This window comes from Flaviaestuariibacter amylovorans (assembly GCF_039541815.1).
In the GTDB taxonomy this organism is placed as follows: Bacteria; Bacteroidota; Bacteroidia; order Chitinophagales; family Chitinophagaceae; genus Flavisolibacter; species Flavisolibacter amylovorans.
The window spans coordinates 266,604-286,079 of the sequence record NZ_BAABGY010000002.1 but is presented as its reverse complement, the minus strand read 5'-3'; the positions used below and the strand labels follow the sequence as shown (position 1 = coordinate 286,079).

The window sequence follows — 19,476 nt, the reverse complement described above, 5'->3', positions numbered from 1 at the left end:
GCGCGCTTCTTCCGGCGCTTATTCCAACGCCCCCAGCGCCGCATCGATGTCGCTGGCCGGCAAGGTCCCGAGCTTCACTTCGGCAACCAGGCCCTGTACAATATGTACGTCGCTCCGGCCCCAGTAAACCGCCTCCCCCTTTTTCCCCATGGCCACCAGTACCACCTTCATCCCGCGGGGCACCGAGCGGAAGCCATACCGGTCTCCAAAGAACTCCGCCGGCATGAACGCATGCACCGACGGGAAGTAGGCCAGCACCTCGGCACCTTTGAAGCCGGGCGTCTGCACATAGAGATCGGCCTTGTCCGGGTAGTTGTAAAAGCGGTCGCAATTGATCCAGTTGAGGGTGGAGGTCTGTCCCACATATTCGGCCTGCCGCTGGGGCACGCGGATCAGGGTATCGCGCTCCCTTGTGCCGAAACGACGTAGTCCGCGACGGCGCATCTTTACCTCGTAGCGCACCGACAGGCTCGTATCGCTCACCTTACGTACCTGCATGGTGAGTGAACGGGCGGCGGGGCGGGGCTTGCGGTTGAGCCGGATGAGCGGGTTCGGCGGCGCCGCCTCGCTGGTGATCACCGCGCCGGGCGCCAGCTTCGCCAGGGTCTCGTTGGACGGACGCTCGATCTCCGCAGCCCACTCCACCCGGGGCCAATCCCAATAGGGCCGGCTCACCCGGAAAGGACGCATCGTGGGTCTCCATGCCCGCTGCAGCATACCTGAATCCGACACGCCGCCTCCGGCCAGGGGCCCGGCACCTCCGCCCGCCGCCGCCAGGGTATACACGCTCATCCCGGTCAGCTCCGGGTATCGGACCGGCATGCGGACGTCTACCGGCTTCCGCGTCTGCTCCGATAGCGTGTCGGCCCCCTGGACCACCGTAAAGTAGAACATGCCGCCGCTTTGCAGGAGCCCCTGCTCACTGTTCGAGTTGAGCCCGGCAAGCAGGATCTCGTCGGGCCGGTAGTATTCGCGCAGGAGCAGCATAGCGGCACCCCGGGCGAGCTGCCCCGTCTTATCCTGGAGCGCTCCCGGCGGGATCATGAAGAACGTGCCGCCGGCACCCCGTACGCGCACGGTGTCCGACAGGTCGATCGGGAACTGCTGCAGGGGCACGTCACGGCGGAAGGTGCTGAGCTCCACGGGAGGAGGCGTCGTGGCGGCGGCGGCAGCCGGAGCCGCAGCCTCGATCCGTATTTCCACACGCCGGTTGAGGCGGTACTGCTTCGGGTCGCGGGTGAGCGGGCGGTGCGCGCCCATGCCGGTGAGGGTCGCGTTGACGTCTTTGGGCAACAGCGGCTGCAGCTGCGCCCATACCACGGTGGCACGGCCTACCCCCAGCTCCCCGTTCAGGGAATCGGAGCCCGTGGGATCGGTGTGCCCGTCGATGTAGATCGTTGCGGCGGGATGCTGCCGGAGCCAGGCTGCGATCCGGGGAATGGCCTTCCGGGCTTCGGGCGAGAGCTGGTCAGAGCCGGGCGCGAAGTAGAGGGTATCAGGGCTGGCGGACTGGGCGGAAAGTGCGAGCGGAACGAATGCGATCAAGGTGAGGAGGAAGCGCATAGCCAGGGTTTAGAAACAGGAATATACGACCGCATTGAGGTCGGCAAAAGAACGCCGTGCCGCTTTCACAAAGATCCGTGGAAATACGGCTACTGATGCTTTCCCCATCCACCGGCCGGAAAATCCCATCACCAGCTGGGAAAAAGCCCATGGAAGCGCCCCTTCGGCGCCGGTAGCTTTGTTCCGGCTTCACCCTAAACCCTGGCTATGCGCTTCCTCCTCCTGCTGTTTCCCCTCCTCGCCTGCCGGCGCGATCCTGCACCGCCGGCATTCGACGCCACCCTGCTCAACGGCACCTACCGCAAGCTCTACGAAACCGCCGGCGAGCAGAACCTGTGGTGCACGTATTACCACGACACCTGCGCTCTTGACAACCGCTACCGCTTCGAGGCGTCCGGCGCCTTTACGGTGGTGGACGCGGGCATCCCCTGCACCCTGCCCGAGGAGCGGGGCGGCGCCTGGCGGCTTAAGGGCGACAGCCTGCAGCTGCCCGACGGCGCTTACCGGGTGCTCCGGCTCGATGCGCAGGAACTGCGCCTGGAGGCCCTGCGCCAGCGCAACGGCTTCCGGATGCAGGTAGCGGTGGGATACCGGCGGGAATAAAAAAACCTGCCCCGGAGGGCAGGCATTCTGAATAGTGTGGTTGCGACCTGGGAACGTATCCCTCAGCCTTTTTAATTCACTTGCTTCTTCACTTCCACATCGCGCATGAAGCGCTCGATGTCGTCGTCGGAGTAGCGCCCGTAAGCATCCACGAGGGTGCCTTTGTGACCATCGCTCGTTTCGATGGCGTATAGAATGGCCATATCGTCCGGATTGGAGATGCCTTCGAAGCGGTAAAAGTTTGCCACCTTGATGTCTTTGGGCTTGAACGACTTTTTATCGTCCATGCTGCGGAGCTTACCTTTCTCGACCTTGAACTGGTCGGCGAAGCCATCGATCGTCAGCTTATTGATACAGGCGGCCATATCGGTCATTTCCGTTGTCCTGTCGTTTGCATGCATATTCATAACGAACCTTTTTATACCTGTGGAAAGTACCAATTTGGTGCCTATTCCGGGCAGGAACGCGGTAACGGACGGGTTGGGGAAAGGAAAGGGGAAAACTTAGCCGACGAGCTCCTTATAGGGCAGCTCCGAGATATAGGGCTCCAGGAGGTCGGTGCTGTGAAAGCTGCGGAATTTCTCGATCTCTTCTTCCGGGAGGCGGTAGTAGACCTCCACATAGAACGAGTCGACCTGGTAAAGAGCGATCAGGTATTGATCTTCGCGGCGCTCACACAGATGGACGCCCTGCTCGCAAATAATGTGCGCCTGAACCGGGAGGGAGAGCAGCTTGAATTCGGCAAAGTGCATGCAAGTAGACGGTTGGGTGAGCAATCGGACGGCCTTGAATGGCTCTATCCGGCTTATAAGGCTGCAAACTTCGTGCCCTGCGGCAGAGTTTGCCGGTTTCACGCGGTTTTCACGCCACGAAACGTGCTAAAAAGCACCCGAAAACAGCCAATCTTAGAGGGTAGCCGCCGCCGTTAGGTACCTGAGCAGCAATGCTTTATAAAAAAATTTGATGAATGGGCCAGAAAACTGAAAGAAAAACGGTCACCGAAGGCCCCGAACCGTTGCCCCTACTGCGTTTGCCGCGCGCTGCCGCCTCAGTTGTACCCGTAATTCTACATATTTCGCGACCGCTGCCGTTTCCACAGCCCGGCAATGGGGCTTCCTGCAGGGCTGGCACAATCAGTGCACGCGCCTGTGGAAAACCCGAATATGGCTAGTTTTCAGGAGCTGCTGCAAAGCGAACAGCCCGTGTTGGTAGACTTTTATGCAGATTGGTGCGGACCCTGTAAACTGATGGCGCCCATCCTGCAGGAAACGAAGGCACGTCTCGGCGACCGGGTCCGGATCGTGAAGGTGGACATCGACCGCAACCGCCCCGCAGCCGAATACTTCGGCATCCAGAGCGTTCCCACCCTCATGCTGTTCCGTAAAGGCGCGGTCCAGTGGCGCCAGTCGGGGGTGGTGGAAGCAGCCGCCCTCCAGCGCATCATCGAGCAATATTCAGCGGATTAGGGACGAAGCTGGCGCAGCGCAGCCCGGGAAAAAGGCAGCGTGGGCAGGGTGCTGATAAGCCGCAATTCCTGGTGCAGCGCGCTCTCGTTGTCGAGAAACCGGAACACGCTGGCCGCCCGGTTGCCCCGGAACAGGTCGGTGAAGATATCGGCTCCCTCGAGGCTCCGGTGGGCGAGTATATCGAGCAGCACGCTATCGTAAAAGCCGAAGCGGCGGGCGGTGGCGTCCACGGCAAAGGGATGCCCCTCCTTCTTCAGGCTTTCCGCCAGCGCCGCCGAATGCTTTTGTACATTACGGAAGGTATACCCGCTGGAAGCCTTTGTTTGTCCGCCGGCGGTGCCGATATACACGACGTTGCCGTTTCGTGCCGGGAAGCGATGGTTGGTCATGGGAATGATGCCGAACTCCCGCTCTGCCACGGTGTAGGCCCCGATACCAAGCCGCTCCCGGATATATCCACCCAGCGCTTCCTCGTAGGCCGCGGTGGACAGCAACTCCCCGGTAAAGAGCGTGTATTCCACGAGGGCCCGCGTCGGCGACAAAGGCAGCACGTAAAAAAAGGTGGTCCCTTCCTGTTGGTCCGTCCGGAAGTCCATGAAGGTGGCCACGGCCGGGTCGAAGGCGGGCGCCTCGGTTTCGATCACCCAGCCGGTAAAGTGCTGCAGCAGCCAGTGCTTCCCGGGGCGCGGCTCCGGGCGCTCATAGAGGGAGCTGAACACATAGCGCGCGCGGTAGGTGCGGCCACCGGCGCGGACACCGGCGCCCTGCCGATCGGTAAAAACCTCCGACACGGATTCCTGCAGAAATTGAATGCCCGGCATCCGGCTGGCTTCCGCGTGGCAATGCCGGTAAAAGTCGATACCCCGGATCAGCTTATAGCGATAAGGAGCGATATCGAGGCGGCGCGACAGGTGGTCGGAATGAAAATCGAGCTGCGCCCACTCTTTATGAACGATGGACTCGAACGGCCCTTCGCCGGCCTCCCAGAAGCACCAGGTCCGGTCGTTGGCCTCCTTGGCGTCGCGGTCGACCACCAGGATCCTCGCCCCTTCGGCCACGCCGGCGCGGATCAGCGCCTGCAGGAGGCTGAGCCCGGCACAGCCGCCACCTGCGATTATATAATCATATTCATCGGGCATTTCAAAGAAGGTTTAGGGGTTTACGTGGTTTAGGAGGTTGGTTGCGGGGTTTCTGAACCCTCTGAACCTCCTGAACCATCTAAACCTTGCTTTACGACTCGGGAGCATACCCGACCCGCTGCCCCTTCATGAGGCGCTTGTCGCGGCGCACCTTTTCCCAGTATTTCTTGTGCACGAGCAGCATGCCGAAGCTTTCGCCGTGTTCTTTGTGGAGGTGCTTGTGGTGCATCTTGTGGGCCCAGCGGATGGCGCGCACGTAGGTGCTGTTGCTCCGCGAGAACCACTTGAAGCGCTGGTGGATGATGACGTCGTGCACCACGAAGTAAGCCGCGCCGTAGGCCATGATACCGAAACCGATGGCCGCCTGCCACCACACGCCGTAGTGCACGCCGAAGCCGATCAGCAGCATGCTGGGCACGGCGAAGATCACGAAGAAGAGATCGTTCTTCTCGAAGAAGCCCGGCTCCACCTGGTGATGGTCGCGGTGGAGCACCCACAGGAAGCCGTGCATCACGTAGCGATGCGTGAGCCAGGTGATGCCTTCCATCGCTACAAACGTTCCCAATAAGACCAGTATAAAATAAATAGCCGTCATCACACGCGTTTTCGGTTCACAAAGCTAAGAGGGATCAGAGTTCTTAGGGTTCTTAGGGTTGGTAGGGTTCTGGCTCGGCCCGCAGTAGCCTTTGGCGAAGGCGGGGGGTGTGGGGAGCAGGCACCTGCAAACTTCAAACCTCAAGCTAGGGACTTCTTTTTTGCCACCATTCCTCCAGCCGGGGCAGCACCATTTTGAACCAGGCCGTAAAGCGCCCGGGGGCGGCCGCCACCTCGGCCCGAAGCTCGGGCAGCGCCACATAGCGGCATTCGGCCACCTCCTCGGGGTTGAGTGCCAGCGGCCCGGCGTAGATCCCGGCAAACACGTGGTCGAACTCGTGCTCGGTGAGGCCGTTCTCGACTTCGGCGCGGTAGGTAAAAGCAAAGATGGGCTCAATGGATGCCTCGATGCCGAGCTCCTCGCGGAGGCGGCGGCGGGCGGCATCCGGCACAGGCTCGTCGGGGTAGGGATGGCTGCAGCAGGCATTGCTCCAAAGCCCCCCGCCGTGGTACTTGGTAACGGCGCGACGCTGGAGGAGCATCCGCCCTTCGGCGTCGAAGAGGAATACGCTGAAGGCGCGGTGCAGCAGCCCCTGCTCGTGCGCGGCCATCTTTTCCATGGTGCCCATCGGCTCGTCGCGCCCATTCACCAGCAGCACATGCAGTTCTTCCTTCCTCATCCGATCAGGCGCAGGCGGTTTTTGATCGTGGCCCGCAGCACGATATAAGCCTTGTAGTAATTGGGGATCCGCACGCGCTGCTCCAGGATCCGCGCCGGCTCAATGCCCTTGATCTTGCGGAACAGCGAGTAATAGTATTTATACGCCACGTACACCCCGAAGCGCGCCTTGATGGGCAATCCCAGGATGCCTTCGTAGGCCGCAGCGAAGTCGCGCTCGATGTCCTCCTCGATCTGCAGCTTGTCGTTTTCGGTGAAGCGGTGGAAGTCGCAGCCGGGGAAGTACATACGGGAGAGCGCCTCGTTATCGGCCTTGATGTCGCGCAGGAAGTTGACCTTCTGGAAGGCCGCGCCCAGCGCCTTGGCGGATCCGCGCAGGGATGCGTACTGCTCCTGGCTGCCGTTGCAGAACACGTAGAGGCACATAAGGCCCACCACTTCGGCCGACCCGTAGATATACTCCTCGTAGCCCTGGCGGTCGTAGGCATGCTCCGTGAGGTCGCTCTCCATGCTCTTGAAAAAGGCCTCGATAAGATCGTGGCCGATGCCGTAGCGGTTCACGGTCTGCTGGAAGGCGTTGAGGATCGGGTTGAGGGAGATGCCGTCGCGGATGGCAGCGAACGTATCTTCCTTGCACTGCGCCAGGAGGCGCACCTTGTCGTGCCCGTGAAAGGTATCCACGATCTCGTCGGCGAGCCGCACGAAGCCGTAGATGTTGAAGATGGGCCGGCGCAGGTCGGCGTGCAGCAGCTTGATGGCTGAAGAAAAGGATGTACTGTAGTTCAGGGTGACCACACGGCTGCAGTCACTGCTCGTCTTATGAAATAACTCCTCTGTCATGGCTTAGCGTTGAAAGTGTTTAACGACCTCGCGCGATACGACCTCCCCGCTGATCAGGCTGGGGGGCACTCCGGGGCCCGGCACGGTGAACTGGCCGGTGTAGAACAGGTTCGGGACCTTGCGGCTCTGGCACGACGGACGCAGGATGGCGGTCTGCTTCAGCGTGTTGGCAAGGCCATAGGCATTGCCCTTGAAGGAATGGTAGTCGCGCTCGAAGTCGCTTACGGAAAAAGCCTTCTTATAGTGGATGTCACCCGCCAGCGATTGGCCGGTGCGCCGCTCGAGGCGGCGGAGGATGGTGTCGAAATAGCGGTCCTGCAGCTCCGGGTGGTCGCCTTTGAGGCCGGCGGCCACGGGGATGAGGAACATCAGGTTCTCGCAGCCGGCGGGCGCCGCATGGGGGTCGGTCTTCGACGCCGCGGAAAGGTAGAACAGCGGGTCGGCCGGCCATTGCGGGTCGGCATAGATCTCGTGGGCATGCCGGTCGAAGGGCACGTCGAAGAACAGTGAGTGGTGGAGCACGCCGTCCAGCTTTTTTCCGAGGCCAACGTAATACAACAGGCAGGAAGGCGCCAGCACGCGGCGGTCCCAATAGGCTTCCGTATAACTACGGTACTCGGCCGGCAGCAGGTGCATCTCCGTAAAATGGTAGTCGCCGCCGCTGATGACGGCATCGGCGCGGTACACTTCCTTGTCGGTATGCACTTCCTTCGCGGTGCCGCCCGTGATGCGGATCTCCCTGGCTTCCTCGCCGAAGCGAAACTCCACGCCCAGCTCCCGGCAGAGCGACTCCATGGCCCGCACGATGCTGAACATCCCGTCTTCAGGATACCAGGTGCCGCCGCAGATGTCGGCGTGGTTCATGAGGCTGTAGAGAGCAGGCGTGTTCTCCGGCAGCGCGCCCAGGAACAGCACCGGGAACTCCATCAACTGCCGGAGGCGGGGATTGGTGAAGTGGCGGGCGATGTGCTTCTTGATATTGGTAAAGACGTCGAGGCGGAGCACGTTGCGCAGCACGTCCCAGTCGAGGAACTCGCTCACCGAGCGGCCCGGCTTGTACACGAGCTGCTGCATGCCGATCTGGTATTTCACGGCAGCCTCTTTGAGGTAGTGGTCGAGGCGGGCGCCGCTGCCGGGCTCGATGCGCTCGAAGAGGTCTTTTAAGGCGTTGTAGTCGGCCGGTATATCGGAATGCCCCTCCTCCCAGTACACGCGGTACGAAGGGTCGAGGCGGGTGAGGCGGTAGTAATCGGAGACCTTCTTCCCGAACTGCGCGAAGAAGCGCTCAAAGACGTCGGGCATCCAGTACCAGCTCGGGCCCATGTCGAAGGTGTAGCCCCCGGCCTGCAGCTGGCGCGCGCGCCCGCCCGCGGTGGCCCCTTTGTCCACCACGGTGACGGCCCATCCGGCCCGGGCCATGAAGGCCGCGGCCGACATCCCGGCAAAGCCCGCACCTATGATCACTACCGTACGCTTCATCGATCGATCTGTTTTTGGAGCATCTTCCGGGCGAAGTGAATACGGCTCTTGATGGTTCCGAGCGGCTCATTCAATGCTTCGGCGATCTCCTGGTACTTGTAACCCTGCAGGTAAAGCAGGCATGCCTTCTTAAAAATAGCAGGTAATCGATAAATCGCCGTATTAATTTCCTTTAGACGGACGTTACGCTCTGCCGTAAACGAATGATTATTATAGCGTTCGGCATAAAGCACGTTGTCGAGCACCACCCGCTTCCGCTCGTTGCGGCGATACTCGTTGATAAAGATGTTGCGCATGATGGTACTGAGCCAGGCCTTGATATTGGTGCCGGGCTGGTACTTGTCGCGATGCGCAAATGCCTTGAACAAAGTCTCCTGGTAAAGATCCTGTGCTGCCTCCCGGTCGCGGGTCAGCGTAATGGCAAAAGGCCGAAGACCCTCTGCGTTGCTGATTACCAGGCTGTTGAACTCCTGAATACCCATCGTGTTTAATTTTTAGCTGCATAAAGCTAAACACAAACCAGACCCGAAAAATTTTCTTGTGTAATTTTTTTTGAAAAAGATTACACAGAATGGGAGCGATGGCGTAAACGGGAGCCGGAATGGCGCTTAGAGCCCGTTGATGTACGTGATGGCCGCGGAAAGGGATTGGAGGGGGACGAGATTGGGCGCGTTCCTGGGCGTTTCGGCCGCTACCTGGCCAGACAGCAGGATGCGGGTGTCGGGGAGCTGGTTGCTCAGCCCGGTTATGAAGCGTTGGAACGCCGGGCGGTGGATTACCGCCGTGAGGTGGATATAGCAATAGTCAGGACGCTTCAGGCGGGCCACATAGAGCACGTCCTTCAGCGGCATATTGGCGCCCAGGTAGAGCACATAGCATCCGCGCTTGCGGAGGAGGTAAAAGACGTACAGGAGACCGAGCTCATGGAATTCGCCCTCGGGCAGAAAAAGGAGGAGGCGTGGCTCGGCATCGGGCGCAGGCGGGAGGCTCTCGATGCCGGAGATGATCTTCTGGCGCACGATGTTGGACACGATGTGCTCATGGGCCGGGTTGATGCGGCCCGTTTGCCAGAGGATACCGGTCTTTTCGAGAAAGCGGAACACGATCGTCACCAGCGTTTCCTCGAGGCCATGCTCGGCGAGATAGCCGTTGAGGCGATTTTCGAACCCGTAGTTATCCAGGTCCACCATGCAGCCGATGAGCTCGTTGATGAGGTGCTCGTGCTGGGCATCCTGGAAGTGCAGGTTCAGCACCTCGCGGTGCCGCTGCTCGGCATTCATCTCGTCGATGCGCGAGATCTTGTACCCGTATTTGTTCAGGAGGGCAACGGTGAGCAGGGTCTTGAGCTCGTCGTTGTTGTAGGTGCGGATGTTGGTAGCGGTACGCGAGGGTTTCAGGAAGCCATAACGCTGCTCCCAGATCCGGATCGTGTGCGCCTTGACGCCCGTTAGCGTTTCGAGTTCTTTGATTGTAAATCCCATAGCTGCACCTTACTACAAAATAAGCGGAAAAAAGTTCAGCCCATCCCCCGGACCTCACCCCCGGCCCCTCTCCGGGGGAGAGGGGTGACTCTGTGGAAAAGAACTGAAGTTGCACCCCTTCATTAAAGCGGCACGTACTGAATGCATTATCGGATAACGCCAAATGACTGCCGCATGATAACTCCTTGCGTCGTGCTCACAGCTAATTCCAGGTTACAACATCAATCGTATGGGAAATCTTGCCCCCGAAAGCAACTCAGTCTGTGCGTATGAAGAAAAGGCGATGGGCGCCCATCGTATGGATCGTAAACCCCCGAAGCTTCGGGGCTAGGTGCCTTCTCTCCTATTATCCCATTACCCCATTATCCCATTAGCACATCAACTCATTAGCACATTAAAACCCGGCATTCTTGATCTTCCCGGAATCCCGGAGCTTGTCGAGGAGGGGGGACGCGGCGGCCTTTTCGAGGAGGGGCAGGTGCTGGGCGTGGTGGAGGTCGGTGCCCACGAAGTCGTAGAAGTCGTTGCGGAGGAGGTGTTCGGCGAGCTCCTTGCTCAGGGCGCCGTAGTGCCCGATAAGGGCTAGCAGGTTCAGCTGGAAGGAGCAGCCGTTGTAGCGGAGGTCGTCGAGGTAGGAAGGGTCCTTCTTCAGGTAGATGTAGCGCTCGGGGTGCGCGATGATCGGCGTATAGTTCTGGAGCTGCAGCCCGAACAGCACCTCCTTGAAGTCGAACGGAGCGGCGTACGTGGAGGCCTCCACCAGGATGTGGTTGCCCGGAAGGGTCAGCATCGGCTTCCCGGCCTGCACCTCGTTGGCGAAGTGCTCGTCCACGAAGTATTCGGCGGCGGCCCCGAATTCGAACTCCAGGCCTTCGGCCTTCAGGGCCTGCCGCACCGTTTCGAGCCCGCCGAGGATGGTGTCGGGCGTATTGTCGTACATCCCCCAAAGGATGTGCGGGGTGGTGTACAGCTTGGCATAGCCGAGCTCGCGGAGCCCGCGGATGAGGGTCAGGCTGGCTTCCAGGTCGGGCGCACCATCGTCGATGCCGGGGATGAGGTGGGAGTGCATGTCGGCGCCCAGCCAGTTGAGCGAGGCCTTGCCGGCAACAGGCGTCTTCTTTTTCCAGAACGAGAACATATCCCGTAAAATTAGGGGTTCAGGGCAGAAGTACTCCCTGAAGCTGTCAGCGTGCTGACGCTGCCGCTGCGGGCGTGGGCCCGGGCGCGGCGGCGGCCCCGGCGCAGCAGCACGATGCCGGCGAGGAGGGGCAGCAGGAACGCGGTGCGGGAAGCCACCTTCGTGAGCTTATGGAAGGCAGCCGTATTGGTGGCCACCTTTGCGTTCACGGCGCCGTAAGAGATGGGATAGTTGAGGAAATTGTTGGCGAACTTCGGAAACGACAGCACCCGGTCGTACACCCCGAAGGCATCGCGCGTGGCGCTGATGCTGGCGGCATCGGTGGCCGTGGCGGCGGTCATCTCGGGCTCCACATCGGCGTCGAGCAGGCGCCAGGCGCCGTTGTAACGGGCCTCCACGGCAAAGTGGGTGTGGAAGAGCACCGTGCGCATATCGATGCCCTTGCGGCCGAGGGCCTCCATCAGCACCATCGTTTGCTGGCTGCAGGCGGCGTTGTCGAATGTGAGGATGTCGTCGGGGATCACCACCGCGGCCAGGTCGCGCTTCACCGAGCCTGCCAGGGAGGCCACCCAGTTCTGCGACAGGCGGTAGCTGCTGTAGCCGTGCTCGAAGCGGCGCTGGATCACATCGGTAAGCAGGAGGCCGTAGGACAGGCTTTTGGGGTCGATGCTGCGGGCGGTGGCCAGGCTGTCGGTATAGCTCACCACGTCGTTAACCGAGCGGAGACGGGCAGCAAGGGCCGGATCGAACTTTTCCCCGCCGTGCGTCGCATCCTTGAAGTAATCCACCTTGACCGGGATGAAGTTCGGGGCCAGCAGGAGCGCGGAAAGCACGAACAGGCTTTTCGCCAGGAGCTGAGTACGGAGCGGCATAGGAGGCGGGATTGGTGAGGACGACAAAGCTACCCAAAAAACCGGATCCGGAGCTCGTCCGTTCAGGCTTTAACACGGTTGCGGGCGCGGGCTGCGTCCAGCAGCGACCCGTAATAATCGGCCGTGCGGCGGATCATGGTGGCCACCGAGTAGTGTTGCTCCGCGAAGCGGAGGCCTGCGGCGCCCATGTTCCGGCGCAGCTCCTCGCCTTCGATGAGCTGCAGCAGCCGTTCCGTAAAGGCGGCCGCATCGCCTGGCGCCACGATAAAGCCACCGGAGCCGTCCTGCAGCGTATCAGCGGTGCCGCCTACGTTGGTGGCCACTACCGGGCGGGAGGCGGCCTGGGCCTCGATCAGCGATACGGGGGTGCCCTCGTTGTGCGAGGTCAGCGCCACAATGTCGAGCCCGTTGAAGACCTCGTCCATCTTCGTTTGCCAGGAGGTGCAGGTCACCAGGGCGCGGCGCGGCTCTTCCGGGTAATAGGTGTAGTCGAGTCCGCGGGCGCGGCAGTCGGCCTCCACGTTGGGACGCTCGTCGCCGTCGCCGATCACAAAGAAGCGCACCCGCTTCCGGGTGGCCTTCGACACGGCGTCGGCCACGGCGATGAACAGGGGATGGTTCTTGACCGGCACCACGCGGCCCACGAGGCCGATGGCGATCTCGTCGTTCTCGATGCCGAAGGCCTGCCGGAATGCGGCACGCTTACGCTCCCCTTCCGTGGCAAAGGGCGCCAGGTCGAGGCCCAGGGGAATCACCTTGATCTTATCGTGCGGACAGATGCGGAACTGCCCGGCCAGCTCTTCCTTCTGGATGTCGGAGATAGCGATGATACCCGAGGAGCGGCGCGCGAGGTAGCGTTCGGCCTGGATAAAGGCCTGCGTCTTCAGGGGCGAGAAGTAGCTGTGGAATACGTGGCCGTGAAAGGTATGCACCGTCACCGGCACTTTGCTGGCGAAGGCGGCGAGGCGGCCGAGGGCGCCGCTTTTGGCGGCGTGGGTATGCACGATGTCGGGCTTGAAGTCGCGGATGATGCCCTTGAGGCGCTGGTAGGCGGCGCGGTCGGCCTTCCAGCTGATGGCGCGGCGCATCTCCGGCACCACTACCGGCCGGATGCCGAACTGCTCGGTGATGAAGTCGGCATCCTGCTCGTGGTCGTCCTTGCCGCCGATGACCAGGAGGGTCTCAAAGCCGGGCTGGAGGTAGTGGGTCAGGTAGGCGGCGATGATGGCCGGGCCGCCGATGACAAGGCGGTTCAATACGCAAATAACACGGGGCATAGGTTAGGGGAAGAAAGTTTTAGAGAAATTATAAGTTTAGATAATCTTTGCAGCCGGGCCTGAAGGGATACCTTTACGGCCCTCCCGATTAAAGCCCCGCTGCATGTATTTTATTTTCTGGTATGATTATGTGACGTTGCCGGTCTACGTGCTGTTGAGCTGGCTGATCCTGACCCGTTATTTCCGGAAGAAGCATGGCCAGAACCGGGAGCTTTACAAATACTTCAAGGCGGGCCTCATTCTCAAGATGCTCGGCGGCATCGGCATCGGCCTTATCTACGAGCACTATTACCGGGGCGCCTACGACGGGCGCTGGTTTTTCGAGGGCAGCAAGGTGCTCAACACCTACTTCCGCGATCACCCCGGCGAGTTCTTCAAGGTCTTCTTCAGCTCCATCAAGGATTTCAACGAAACGAACCTCGCCGGCATCAACATGGCCGACTATTTCCTGTACGCCAACGAGTCGTTCTTCGTGGCCAAGGTAGGCTCCATCTTCCAGTTCCTGGCCTTCGGCATGTTCCTGCCCCTGTCGGTGTTCTTCCTGTCGCTTGCTTACCTCGCGCTCTGGAACTTCTTCATCTTCATCCAGGAGGAAGTGGGCATCCCCATGAAGCTCGCCGCCTACAGTACGCTGTTCATCCCGTCGGTGCTCGTGTGGGACTCTTCGATCTTCAAGGATACGATCACGTTTACCGGCCTGCTCTGGCTCTTCATCACGGCCTATTACAGCTTCGTGAAGCCCCGCCGCCTCTATGCCAACCTCATCGGCTTCGCCGTAGCGGCCTTCTTCATCGGCAGCGTAAAGGTGTATATCGTAGCCGCGTTTGTGCCCTTCTTCATGCTGTTCGTCTTCAACTCGTACAAGAACAGCATCAAGAACGACGCGGTGCGGGTGCTCTCCACGCCCTTCATCCTGGTGGCGGCACTGGTACTGATCGGCGTGTTCCTCCGCAATGCCGACGAGCTGCTCGGCCGTTACTCGGTGGAGAACGCGCTCGAATCGGCCACGTCCACCTACAATTCCATCACCACCTACGGCGGCTCGGCCGGTTCGGCCTATGAGCTCAACGTCGACTTCTCCTCCCCTCTTGGCATCTTGGCGGCGATCCCGGTGGGCATCAACATCACCCTGTTCCGGCCCTACCCGTGGGAATACGGCAAGGTGTTCATCTTCGCCGCCTCCATCGAGAGTATGGCGGTGCTCTATTTCACGATCCTGATCGTTTTCTTCAAGGGCGGCATCGGGATGAGCCTTCGCTACATCCGGAAGACGCCGCTCCTCCAGTTCTGCCTCATGTTCACCTTCCTCTTTGCATTCATGACCGGTATCGCCGCGGCCAACTTCGGCACGCTTGTGCGCTACAAGATCCCCTGCCTGCCGTTCTATTACCTGTTCCTGGCCTACCTCTATACGGTCAAGTCCGCGGAGCTCGAGACGAGGAGGATTGCGCGACAGACTCGATTATCCCAAGATATACCGGCGCATTCATTTTGATCGAGTAAAGGCTTTCCACCCGCTCGTGCGCGGCTTCGCCGATGCGGCGGCGCTCCGACGGATTGTCGATCAGGTACTTCAGCTTCTCGAGCCACTCCTCCTTTGTTTTCACGAGGTAGCCCGATACGCCGTCCTGGATCACGCGGTGGTTGGCGCCGAGGCCGGTAGCCACCGTGGGGATGCCGAGCGCCATGTACTGCAGCGCCTTGAGCCCGCTCTTGCCCATCACCCACTGGTCTTCGAGGTGTAAGGGGTACAGGCCGATGTCGAACTGCTGCAGCGTGGGGATCTCCCGCTCGCGGGTCCACTCTACCGCCTCATAGTCTACCCCTTCGAGGTGGTACTTCGTCGACCCCATCACCAGCAGCTTGAACGGGCGCTCCTTGGCGAGTTCCTGCAACACGTCGTTGAGCAGGTAGAGGTACACCACCGTGCTGTGCGAGCCGCTCCACCCGAGCACGAGCTTGTGGTCGTTGGCATAGCGGTTCACCGGCACGTAGGTATCGGTGTTGATGGTGCTGGAGATATCGGTGGTATTGGGGTTGTACTTACGCGCGAACTCGTCGAGGAACGGCGTGCAGGTGATGACGTGCTTCGCCTGCTTCATCAGGTACACCGGCTTTTTGCGGCTCTTCAGCATACCCTTCCACCAGGCAATGTGGGAAGCTTCCTTCAGGAACACGAGGTCGTCGATGTCGTAGATCATCCGCTTCGTCACCTGGCAATACAGCCATTCAAAAAAGGCCGGACGGATCGGCGTTACCCAGAGGTGGATGTATACGACGTCGTAGTTCCGGAGGCGGAACAGGTCGCGGACGCGGCGGGCATAGCCCCGCACAAAGGCCATCGCTTTGCCCAGGTAGTGCCCGGGCTTGTAGATCACCTTCCAGGCCTCGTCGTCGTAAAAGCAGGACCACTCGATCTCGTAGCCGGCGGCGCGGAGGTGGTCATAGTATTGCTCGTATTTGAGGCGCTGGCTGGGCGCCTTGTCGTGCGGGTAGGGGTTGATGAAAAGGATGCGCTTCTTGGTGCTCATTCGGAAAGTAATTTCTGATATACCTGGAAATAGTGCTCCGCCCCGAAGCGGAGGGAGTAGTTGGACAAATCGTAGGTGCGGGGGGCAGGTGTCTGCGCGGCGGCCCATTCGGCGGCCTTTTCGTATTCCGCCGCGTTGGTGGCGGGCAGCAGGTAGCCGCAGTTTAGCTCGCCGAAGATCTTCTCCGCGTCGCCCACGCCGGCATTGGTGATGAGCGTCTTGCCCATGGCCAGCATCTCGTATTGCTTCGTGGGCGAGGTGGCCTGCTTGGCAAAGGTGGGCGTGATGAAGAAGAGGCCGTAGTGGAGCGTCGAAATGTGCAGCGGCATCTCGGCCCGCGTGGCGGAGGTCACCACCACGTCGGTGCGCGGGATACCGGCGCTCTCGGCCGTGCGCAGCACCTCCTCGCGGTCGTTGTTGACCATGAAGAGCAGCTTCGCATCGGGCACCTTCGCCTTGATGGCCTTGAAGCAGGCCAGCAGCTCGTTCACCATATAGGCGACGCCGATGGAGCCCACATAGCCGAACACGGTGCTGCCCTGCAGGCCCAGCTTTTCACGCAGGGCCTCGGTCTCCGGGGCCGGGATGGCCTTCGGGTCGAAAAGCGAAAGGTCCACGCAGCAGGGGATGACGGTGATGTCTCCGGCCTTGCGGTGGGGATATTTTTCGAGCACCACTTCCTTGGCGCGGTGCGTAAGCGAGATGATGTGGGCCGACTTCTCGAATAGGTTGCGCTCGAACCAGCGGAGGCCACGGTATACGGGTCCGTGGGGCAGGCCCGAGGTCTTGAGGCGACCCGTTTCCACCACGGCGTCGATCCAGAAGTCGCGCTTGTCGAAGATCTGCTTCACCTTGAAGCGGCGGCTCACGAGGTACCCCACGCAGGAGGCGATGTAGGAGCGGCTGTGGATGACGGCGAAGCGGTGCCGGCGGGTAATGGAGAAGGCCTTTGCGACGAACTTGCGGAAGTCCTGCACCTTGTAGCGGATGCTGCGGCCGGTGGTGAACTCGAGCCGGTGCCACACGATGCCGTGCCGGTCGAGCAGTTCCTGGATCTTCTGGATCTTGGCGGTGTTGGCGGCCTTCTCGAAGGTCAGCAAATGGAATTTGATCCCGCGCTCGGCGCAGGAAACAATATACGGCAATACCTGCGACTGGCCGATATGGTCGCTGAGGCCGTCGTAGGAAAGGTAAAGAACGATCTTGTTGTTGGGCATGTAGTCGATTCGTCTATTGGTCTATTAGTAAAGGGTCGCTCAAAGTGCGGGCGGGTTGAAAGGTGCCGTTGGTTACCTGGCGAGGGTCGTTTCGGTGTTGTACGTGTTATGCTGGACGGCCATTCTTTGCATCCTGACCTAAAGGCTTGCACGATCATTAGCACATCAGCACATTACCCCATTAGCACATTATTTTATCACTTCGTCTACGAGCCGGTACCAGTGCCTGCGGATGATCTCCTTGTCGAAAGCGCCGGCGCGGGCGCGCCCCTTCAGCGCATTGTCGGCGCGCGTGCCTTCGTCGTGCTGCAGCACCTGTGCGATCTGCTGCTGCCAGGTACGGATCGATCCGGGGTCGTCTCCCGAAGGCACCGGCATCAGCCAGGAGCCGCTGGCCTGTTCTACCGAGCTGCGTCCTTCCTTCCATTCGCCCTTGCCCTGCAGCACCTCGAAAACGCCGCCGTTGGGCGCATCGCTCACGAGGGCCGGCGCGCCGCTGTAGAGGGCTTCGAGAAGGCCCAGGGGCAGCCCCTCCCCCTTCGTAGGAAAGAGGAAGGCGGCGGAACGCCCGATCAGGTTGTGTATGTTCGACTGGAAGTTGAGGAAGTAGACGTCGGCCGACGGGTCGAAGTCCGCGCTTTCGCATTGCGTGCTGCGCAGGCCGGCGGCCGCGGCATCGCGCACGAGACGCTCTTTCTCCTCCCCTTCACCGATCAGGAGCAGCTTAAGGCCCTCGCGGCCGGGCAGTCCGGTGAAGATCGGGAACAGCGCTTCGGTATTCTTGATCGGAGCGAGGCGATGGGCCGCCACCAGCACCCGGTTGGCCGCGTAGGCCTCCTCGAGGCGATAGGGTAAGGGCGCCTTCAGGTTACGGTCGATGGCCACCGTGTCGATCGGGTTATAGATCACCTCCAGCAGCTCCGGCGGCAGGTTGAAAAAGCCCGTGAGTTCCGGCACCAGGTTGGAGGAGCCGAGCACGATCCTGTTGAAGCGCTTGTAGATATACGTAACGAGCGGCCGCATCTTCACCATCGCCTTGTTCTGCTCGTTGTTGAGGATGTTGATCTGCATCACGGCCACCTTGCGCTCGGTGCCGGTGAGGGCCGAAATCCAGTCCACGGGCCAGAGCTGCGAGATGGTGAGTCCGATCTTCTTGCGCTTCTTCAGGTCGCGCAGGCGCCCGATCTTACCCCAGTAGCTTCTCAGCTTACCAAGGGCGCCGGCGGCCGGCGCAATATCGAGCGTGCCCACCTCCACACCGGGAATGACGGGCAGCTTCCCGGCAGGGCTCATGGCGTAGAAATACACCTGTCCGTGGCCCCGCTCCTGCAGCATCGCGGCCACCATGGCCGCCACCTTCTCGGCGCCGCCCTGGCCGAATTCCTGCACGAGTACGAGTATGTTGTTTGTCTTCGACAAGTCTATTAGTTTATTGGGACGCGTTGTGACGCGTCCTTACTATCGTCCCAAAAAAATGGCTACTCTCATGTGAGGGGGTTCATCCATTACCCCATTCTCCCATCCCCCCATTACCCCATTGTTCTGAACCCGCCGAGCCGCTGCACCCCGTCGAGGAGGCGCGCCTGCACGAGGATCTTGTTCAGTTCCTCTTCGGTGTTCTTTTCAGCCACGATGCGGTTGACATGCGTGAGCATATTGTGGAAATGGTCGTCGGCCTCGAGCACGAGCTCCTCAGTCTTGCCGTTCTGCTCGAGGATGACCGAAGGCTTGAAGTCCGCCTTCGCCGTAAACGCACGCGTGGCCGTGAGCTTTCCTTTCGAGCCCCAGAGCTCGTAGTTGCATTGGTAGAAGTTCTCAAAACCCCAGGCTACCTCCGAGAAGAGGCCCTGCTCCTTGTCTACGAGAAAGGCGCCGCCGAACCAGTCCACGCCGTATTGTTCGTTGTAGGTTAGGTGCGCGGCCTGTACCTCGAAATTGCCGCCGAACAGGAAGCTGGTGGCCTTCAGCACGTAAGCACCCGAATCGAGGAGGGCGCCGCCGCCGAGCTCCGGCTTGTAGCGGATATTGGCGTCGCCGCCGAAGGGCGGGAAGCCGAAGGAGGAGCGGATGGAGCGCAGCTCGCCGATGGCGCCGTCCTGCAGCAACCCCTTCACGGTGCGGTGCTGGCTGTGGTGCTGGAACTGGAAGTTCTCCACGATGGCGAGTCCTTTGCTGCGCGCGAGCGCCACCGCGCTTTCCGCTTCCCGAAGGTTCACGAATGCCGACTTCTCCACGAGCACGTGCTTGCCGGCCTCGAGGGCTTTGGTCACCCATTCGTAGTGCAGGCTGTTGGGCAGGGGGATGTAGACGACCTCGATATCGTTGCGGTCCAGTAAAGCCTGATAGCCTTCCACGCCGGCACAGCCGAAGGGCTGCGCGGCCGCATCGGCCGTAGCCTGGCTACGACTGGCGATGGCCACTACTTCGTTGGCCTCGATGCCTTTGATGGCCGGTATCACTGAGCGGAGCGCGATGTTCGCAGCCCCGAGAATGCCCCATTTCATGATGTAGGATGTGTGATGTAAGATGTATGATGTATGATGTATGATGTAGTGAGCGGGTGAGCGGGTGAGCGGGTGAGCGGGTGAGCGGGTCAG

General features: G+C 60.8%; 20 protein-coding genes. 3 read left to right on the top strand and 17 right to left on the bottom strand.

What is annotated here, in order from left to right:
* Positions 1-18: 18 nt before the first annotated feature.
* Complete coding sequence (locus ABD937_RS03630) at positions 19-1,563, bottom strand: OmpA family protein (RefSeq protein WP_345253478.1); 1,545 nt, start codon at positions 1,561-1,563, stop codon at positions 19-21.
* 207 nt (positions 1,564-1,770) lie between these two features.
* Between ABD937_RS03630 and ABD937_RS03625 the strand changes: the two genes are divergently transcribed.
* Positions 1,771-2,166, top strand: coding sequence for a hypothetical protein (locus ABD937_RS03625; RefSeq protein WP_345253476.1), 396 nt, complete (start codon positions 1,771-1,773; stop codon positions 2,164-2,166).
* Positions 2,167-2,237: 71 nt separating this feature from the next.
* Here ABD937_RS03625 and ABD937_RS03620 read toward each other — a convergent pair whose 3' ends face one another.
* On the bottom strand, positions 2,238-2,573 hold the full coding sequence (locus ABD937_RS03620; RefSeq protein ID WP_345253474.1) for a hypothetical protein: 336 nt from the start codon (positions 2,571-2,573) through the stop codon (positions 2,238-2,240).
* 96 nt (positions 2,574-2,669) lie between these two features.
* Positions 2,670-2,918 carry a hypothetical protein gene (locus ABD937_RS03615; RefSeq protein ID WP_345253472.1) on the bottom strand — a complete coding sequence of 83 codons (249 nt, stop codon included), beginning with the start codon at positions 2,916-2,918 and terminating at the stop codon, positions 2,670-2,672.
* 411 nt (positions 2,919-3,329) lie between these two features.
* Between ABD937_RS03615 and trxA the strand changes: the two genes are divergently transcribed.
* Positions 3,330-3,632 (top strand): thioredoxin, encoded by a 303-nt coding sequence (gene trxA, locus ABD937_RS03610; protein WP_345253471.1) that lies wholly within the window; start codon positions 3,330-3,332, stop codon positions 3,630-3,632.
* On the opposite strand, the gene ABD937_RS03605 is transcribed toward trxA, so the two are convergent.
* The 10 genes from ABD937_RS03605 to ABD937_RS03560 all read right to left on the bottom strand — a co-directional run bounded on the left by ABD937_RS03605 (position 3,629) and on the right by ABD937_RS03560 (position 13,131).
* On the bottom strand, positions 3,629-4,771 hold the full coding sequence (locus tag ABD937_RS03605) for a lycopene cyclase family protein (RefSeq protein ID WP_345253469.1): 1,143 nt from the start codon (positions 4,769-4,771) through the stop codon (positions 3,629-3,631). The two genes, trxA and ABD937_RS03605, sit on opposite strands and share 4 nt — an antisense overlap.
* Positions 4,772-4,862: 91 nt before the next feature.
* A complete protein-coding gene (locus ABD937_RS03600; protein WP_345253468.1) occupies positions 4,863-5,366 on the bottom strand; it encodes a sterol desaturase family protein in 504 nt (167 codons plus the stop codon).
* Positions 5,367-5,511: 145 nt separating this feature from the next.
* Positions 5,512-6,045 carry an isopentenyl-diphosphate Delta-isomerase gene (idi, locus tag ABD937_RS03595; RefSeq protein WP_345253467.1) on the bottom strand — a complete coding sequence of 178 codons (534 nt, stop codon included), beginning with the start codon at positions 6,043-6,045 and terminating at the stop codon, positions 5,512-5,514.
* Positions 6,042-6,884 carry a phytoene/squalene synthase family protein gene (locus tag ABD937_RS03590; protein WP_345253466.1) on the bottom strand — a complete coding sequence of 281 codons (843 nt, stop codon included), beginning with the start codon at positions 6,882-6,884 and terminating at the stop codon, positions 6,042-6,044. The genes idi and ABD937_RS03590 overlap by 4 nt, the downstream gene beginning before the upstream one ends.
* A gap of 3 nt (positions 6,885-6,887) precedes the next feature.
* Positions 6,888-8,363 carry a phytoene desaturase family protein gene (locus tag ABD937_RS03585; RefSeq protein WP_345253465.1) on the bottom strand — a complete coding sequence of 492 codons (1,476 nt, stop codon included), beginning with the start codon at positions 8,361-8,363 and terminating at the stop codon, positions 6,888-6,890.
* Positions 8,360-8,845 carry an RNA polymerase sigma factor gene (locus tag ABD937_RS03580; protein ID WP_345253463.1) on the bottom strand — a complete coding sequence of 162 codons (486 nt, stop codon included), beginning with the start codon at positions 8,843-8,845 and terminating at the stop codon, positions 8,360-8,362. The genes ABD937_RS03585 and ABD937_RS03580 overlap by 4 nt, the downstream gene beginning before the upstream one ends.
* A gap of 126 nt (positions 8,846-8,971) precedes the next feature.
* Positions 8,972-9,844 (bottom strand): MerR family transcriptional regulator, encoded by an 873-nt coding sequence (locus tag ABD937_RS03575; RefSeq protein WP_345253461.1) that lies wholly within the window; start codon positions 9,842-9,844, stop codon positions 8,972-8,974.
* Positions 9,845-10,238: 394 nt separating this feature from the next.
* The gene (locus tag ABD937_RS03570) at positions 10,239-10,982 is read right to left on the bottom strand and encodes a tyrosine-protein phosphatase (protein WP_345253459.1); all 744 of its coding nucleotides are present in this window, start codon (positions 10,980-10,982) and stop codon (positions 10,239-10,241) included.
* An 11-nt stretch (positions 10,983-10,993) separates the two neighbouring features.
* Positions 10,994-11,854 carry a hypothetical protein gene (locus tag ABD937_RS03565; RefSeq protein WP_345253457.1) on the bottom strand — a complete coding sequence of 287 codons (861 nt, stop codon included), beginning with the start codon at positions 11,852-11,854 and terminating at the stop codon, positions 10,994-10,996.
* A gap of 62 nt (positions 11,855-11,916) precedes the next feature.
* Complete coding sequence (locus ABD937_RS03560; protein WP_345253455.1) at positions 11,917-13,131, bottom strand: glycosyltransferase; 1,215 nt, start codon at positions 13,129-13,131, stop codon at positions 11,917-11,919.
* A gap of 103 nt (positions 13,132-13,234) precedes the next feature.
* On the opposite strand from ABD937_RS03560, the gene ABD937_RS03555 reads away from it, so the two are divergent.
* A complete protein-coding gene (locus ABD937_RS03555; protein ID WP_345253453.1) occupies positions 13,235-14,626 on the top strand; it encodes a hypothetical protein in 1,392 nt (463 codons plus the stop codon).
* Here the strand turns inward: ABD937_RS03555 and ABD937_RS03550 are convergent.
* The 4 genes from ABD937_RS03550 to ABD937_RS03535 all read right to left on the bottom strand — a co-directional run bounded on the left by ABD937_RS03550 (position 14,547) and on the right by ABD937_RS03535 (position 19,383).
* Positions 14,547-15,662 carry a glycosyltransferase family 4 protein gene (locus tag ABD937_RS03550; protein ID WP_345253451.1) on the bottom strand — a complete coding sequence of 372 codons (1,116 nt, stop codon included), beginning with the start codon at positions 15,660-15,662 and terminating at the stop codon, positions 14,547-14,549. The genes ABD937_RS03555 and ABD937_RS03550 overlap by 80 nt on opposite strands.
* Positions 15,659-16,879, bottom strand: a complete 1,221-nt coding sequence (locus tag ABD937_RS03545; RefSeq protein ID WP_345253450.1) for a glycosyltransferase — start codon at positions 16,877-16,879, stop codon at positions 15,659-15,661. The genes ABD937_RS03550 and ABD937_RS03545 overlap by 4 nt, the downstream gene beginning before the upstream one ends.
* A 189-nt stretch (positions 16,880-17,068) precedes the next feature.
* Complete coding sequence (locus ABD937_RS03540; protein WP_345253448.1) at positions 17,069-18,298, bottom strand: glycosyltransferase; 1,230 nt, start codon at positions 18,296-18,298, stop codon at positions 17,069-17,071.
* A 110-nt stretch (positions 18,299-18,408) separates the two neighbouring features.
* Positions 18,409-19,383, bottom strand: a complete 975-nt coding sequence (locus ABD937_RS03535; protein ID WP_345253447.1) for a Gfo/Idh/MocA family protein — start codon at positions 19,381-19,383, stop codon at positions 18,409-18,411.
* Between the last annotated feature and the right edge of the window lie 93 nt (positions 19,384-19,476).

Excerpts from the sequence above, each read along its gene's own strand:
- ABD937_RS03630 (WP_345253478.1), bottom strand. The coding sequence starts at position 1,563 with ATGCGCTTCCTCCTCACCTTGATCGCATTCGTTCCGCTCGCACTTTCC.
- ABD937_RS03625 (WP_345253476.1), top strand. The coding sequence starts at position 1,771 with ATGCGCTTCCTCCTCCTGCTGTTTCCCCTCCTCGCCTGCCGGCGCGAT.
- ABD937_RS03620 (WP_345253474.1), bottom strand. The coding sequence starts at position 2,573 with ATGAATATGCATGCAAACGACAGGACAACGGAAATGACCGATATGGCC.
- ABD937_RS03615 (WP_345253472.1), bottom strand. The coding sequence starts at position 2,918 with ATGCACTTTGCCGAATTCAAGCTGCTCTCCCTCCCGGTTCAGGCGCAC.
- trxA (WP_345253471.1), top strand. The coding sequence starts at position 3,330 with ATGGCTAGTTTTCAGGAGCTGCTGCAAAGCGAACAGCCCGTGTTGGTA.
- ABD937_RS03605 (WP_345253469.1), bottom strand. The coding sequence starts at position 4,771 with ATGCCCGATGAATATGATTATATAATCGCAGGTGGCGGCTGTGCCGGG.
- ABD937_RS03600 (WP_345253468.1), bottom strand. The coding sequence starts at position 5,366 with ATGACGGCTATTTATTTTATACTGGTCTTATTGGGAACGTTTGTAGCG.
- idi (WP_345253467.1), bottom strand. The coding sequence starts at position 6,045 with ATGAGGAAGGAAGAACTGCATGTGCTGCTGGTGAATGGGCGCGACGAG.
- ABD937_RS03590 (WP_345253466.1), bottom strand. The coding sequence starts at position 6,884 with ATGACAGAGGAGTTATTTCATAAGACGAGCAGTGACTGCAGCCGTGTG.
- ABD937_RS03585 (WP_345253465.1), bottom strand. The coding sequence starts at position 8,363 with ATGAAGCGTACGGTAGTGATCATAGGTGCGGGCTTTGCCGGGATGTCG.
- ABD937_RS03580 (WP_345253463.1), bottom strand. The coding sequence starts at position 8,845 with ATGGGTATTCAGGAGTTCAACAGCCTGGTAATCAGCAACGCAGAGGGT.
- ABD937_RS03575 (WP_345253461.1), bottom strand. The coding sequence starts at position 9,844 with ATGGGATTTACAATCAAAGAACTCGAAACGCTAACGGGCGTCAAGGCG.
- ABD937_RS03570 (WP_345253459.1), bottom strand. The coding sequence starts at position 10,982 with ATGTTCTCGTTCTGGAAAAAGAAGACGCCTGTTGCCGGCAAGGCCTCG.
- ABD937_RS03565 (WP_345253457.1), bottom strand. The coding sequence starts at position 11,854 with ATGCCGCTCCGTACTCAGCTCCTGGCGAAAAGCCTGTTCGTGCTTTCC.
- ABD937_RS03560 (WP_345253455.1), bottom strand. The coding sequence starts at position 13,131 with ATGCCCCGTGTTATTTGCGTATTGAACCGCCTTGTCATCGGCGGCCCG.
- ABD937_RS03555 (WP_345253453.1), top strand. The coding sequence starts at position 13,235 with ATGTATTTTATTTTCTGGTATGATTATGTGACGTTGCCGGTCTACGTG.
- ABD937_RS03550 (WP_345253451.1), bottom strand. The coding sequence starts at position 15,662 with ATGAGCACCAAGAAGCGCATCCTTTTCATCAACCCCTACCCGCACGAC.
- ABD937_RS03545 (WP_345253450.1), bottom strand. The coding sequence starts at position 16,879 with ATGCCCAACAACAAGATCGTTCTTTACCTTTCCTACGACGGCCTCAGC.
- ABD937_RS03535 (WP_345253447.1), bottom strand. The coding sequence starts at position 19,383 with ATGAAATGGGGCATTCTCGGGGCTGCGAACATCGCGCTCCGCTCAGTG.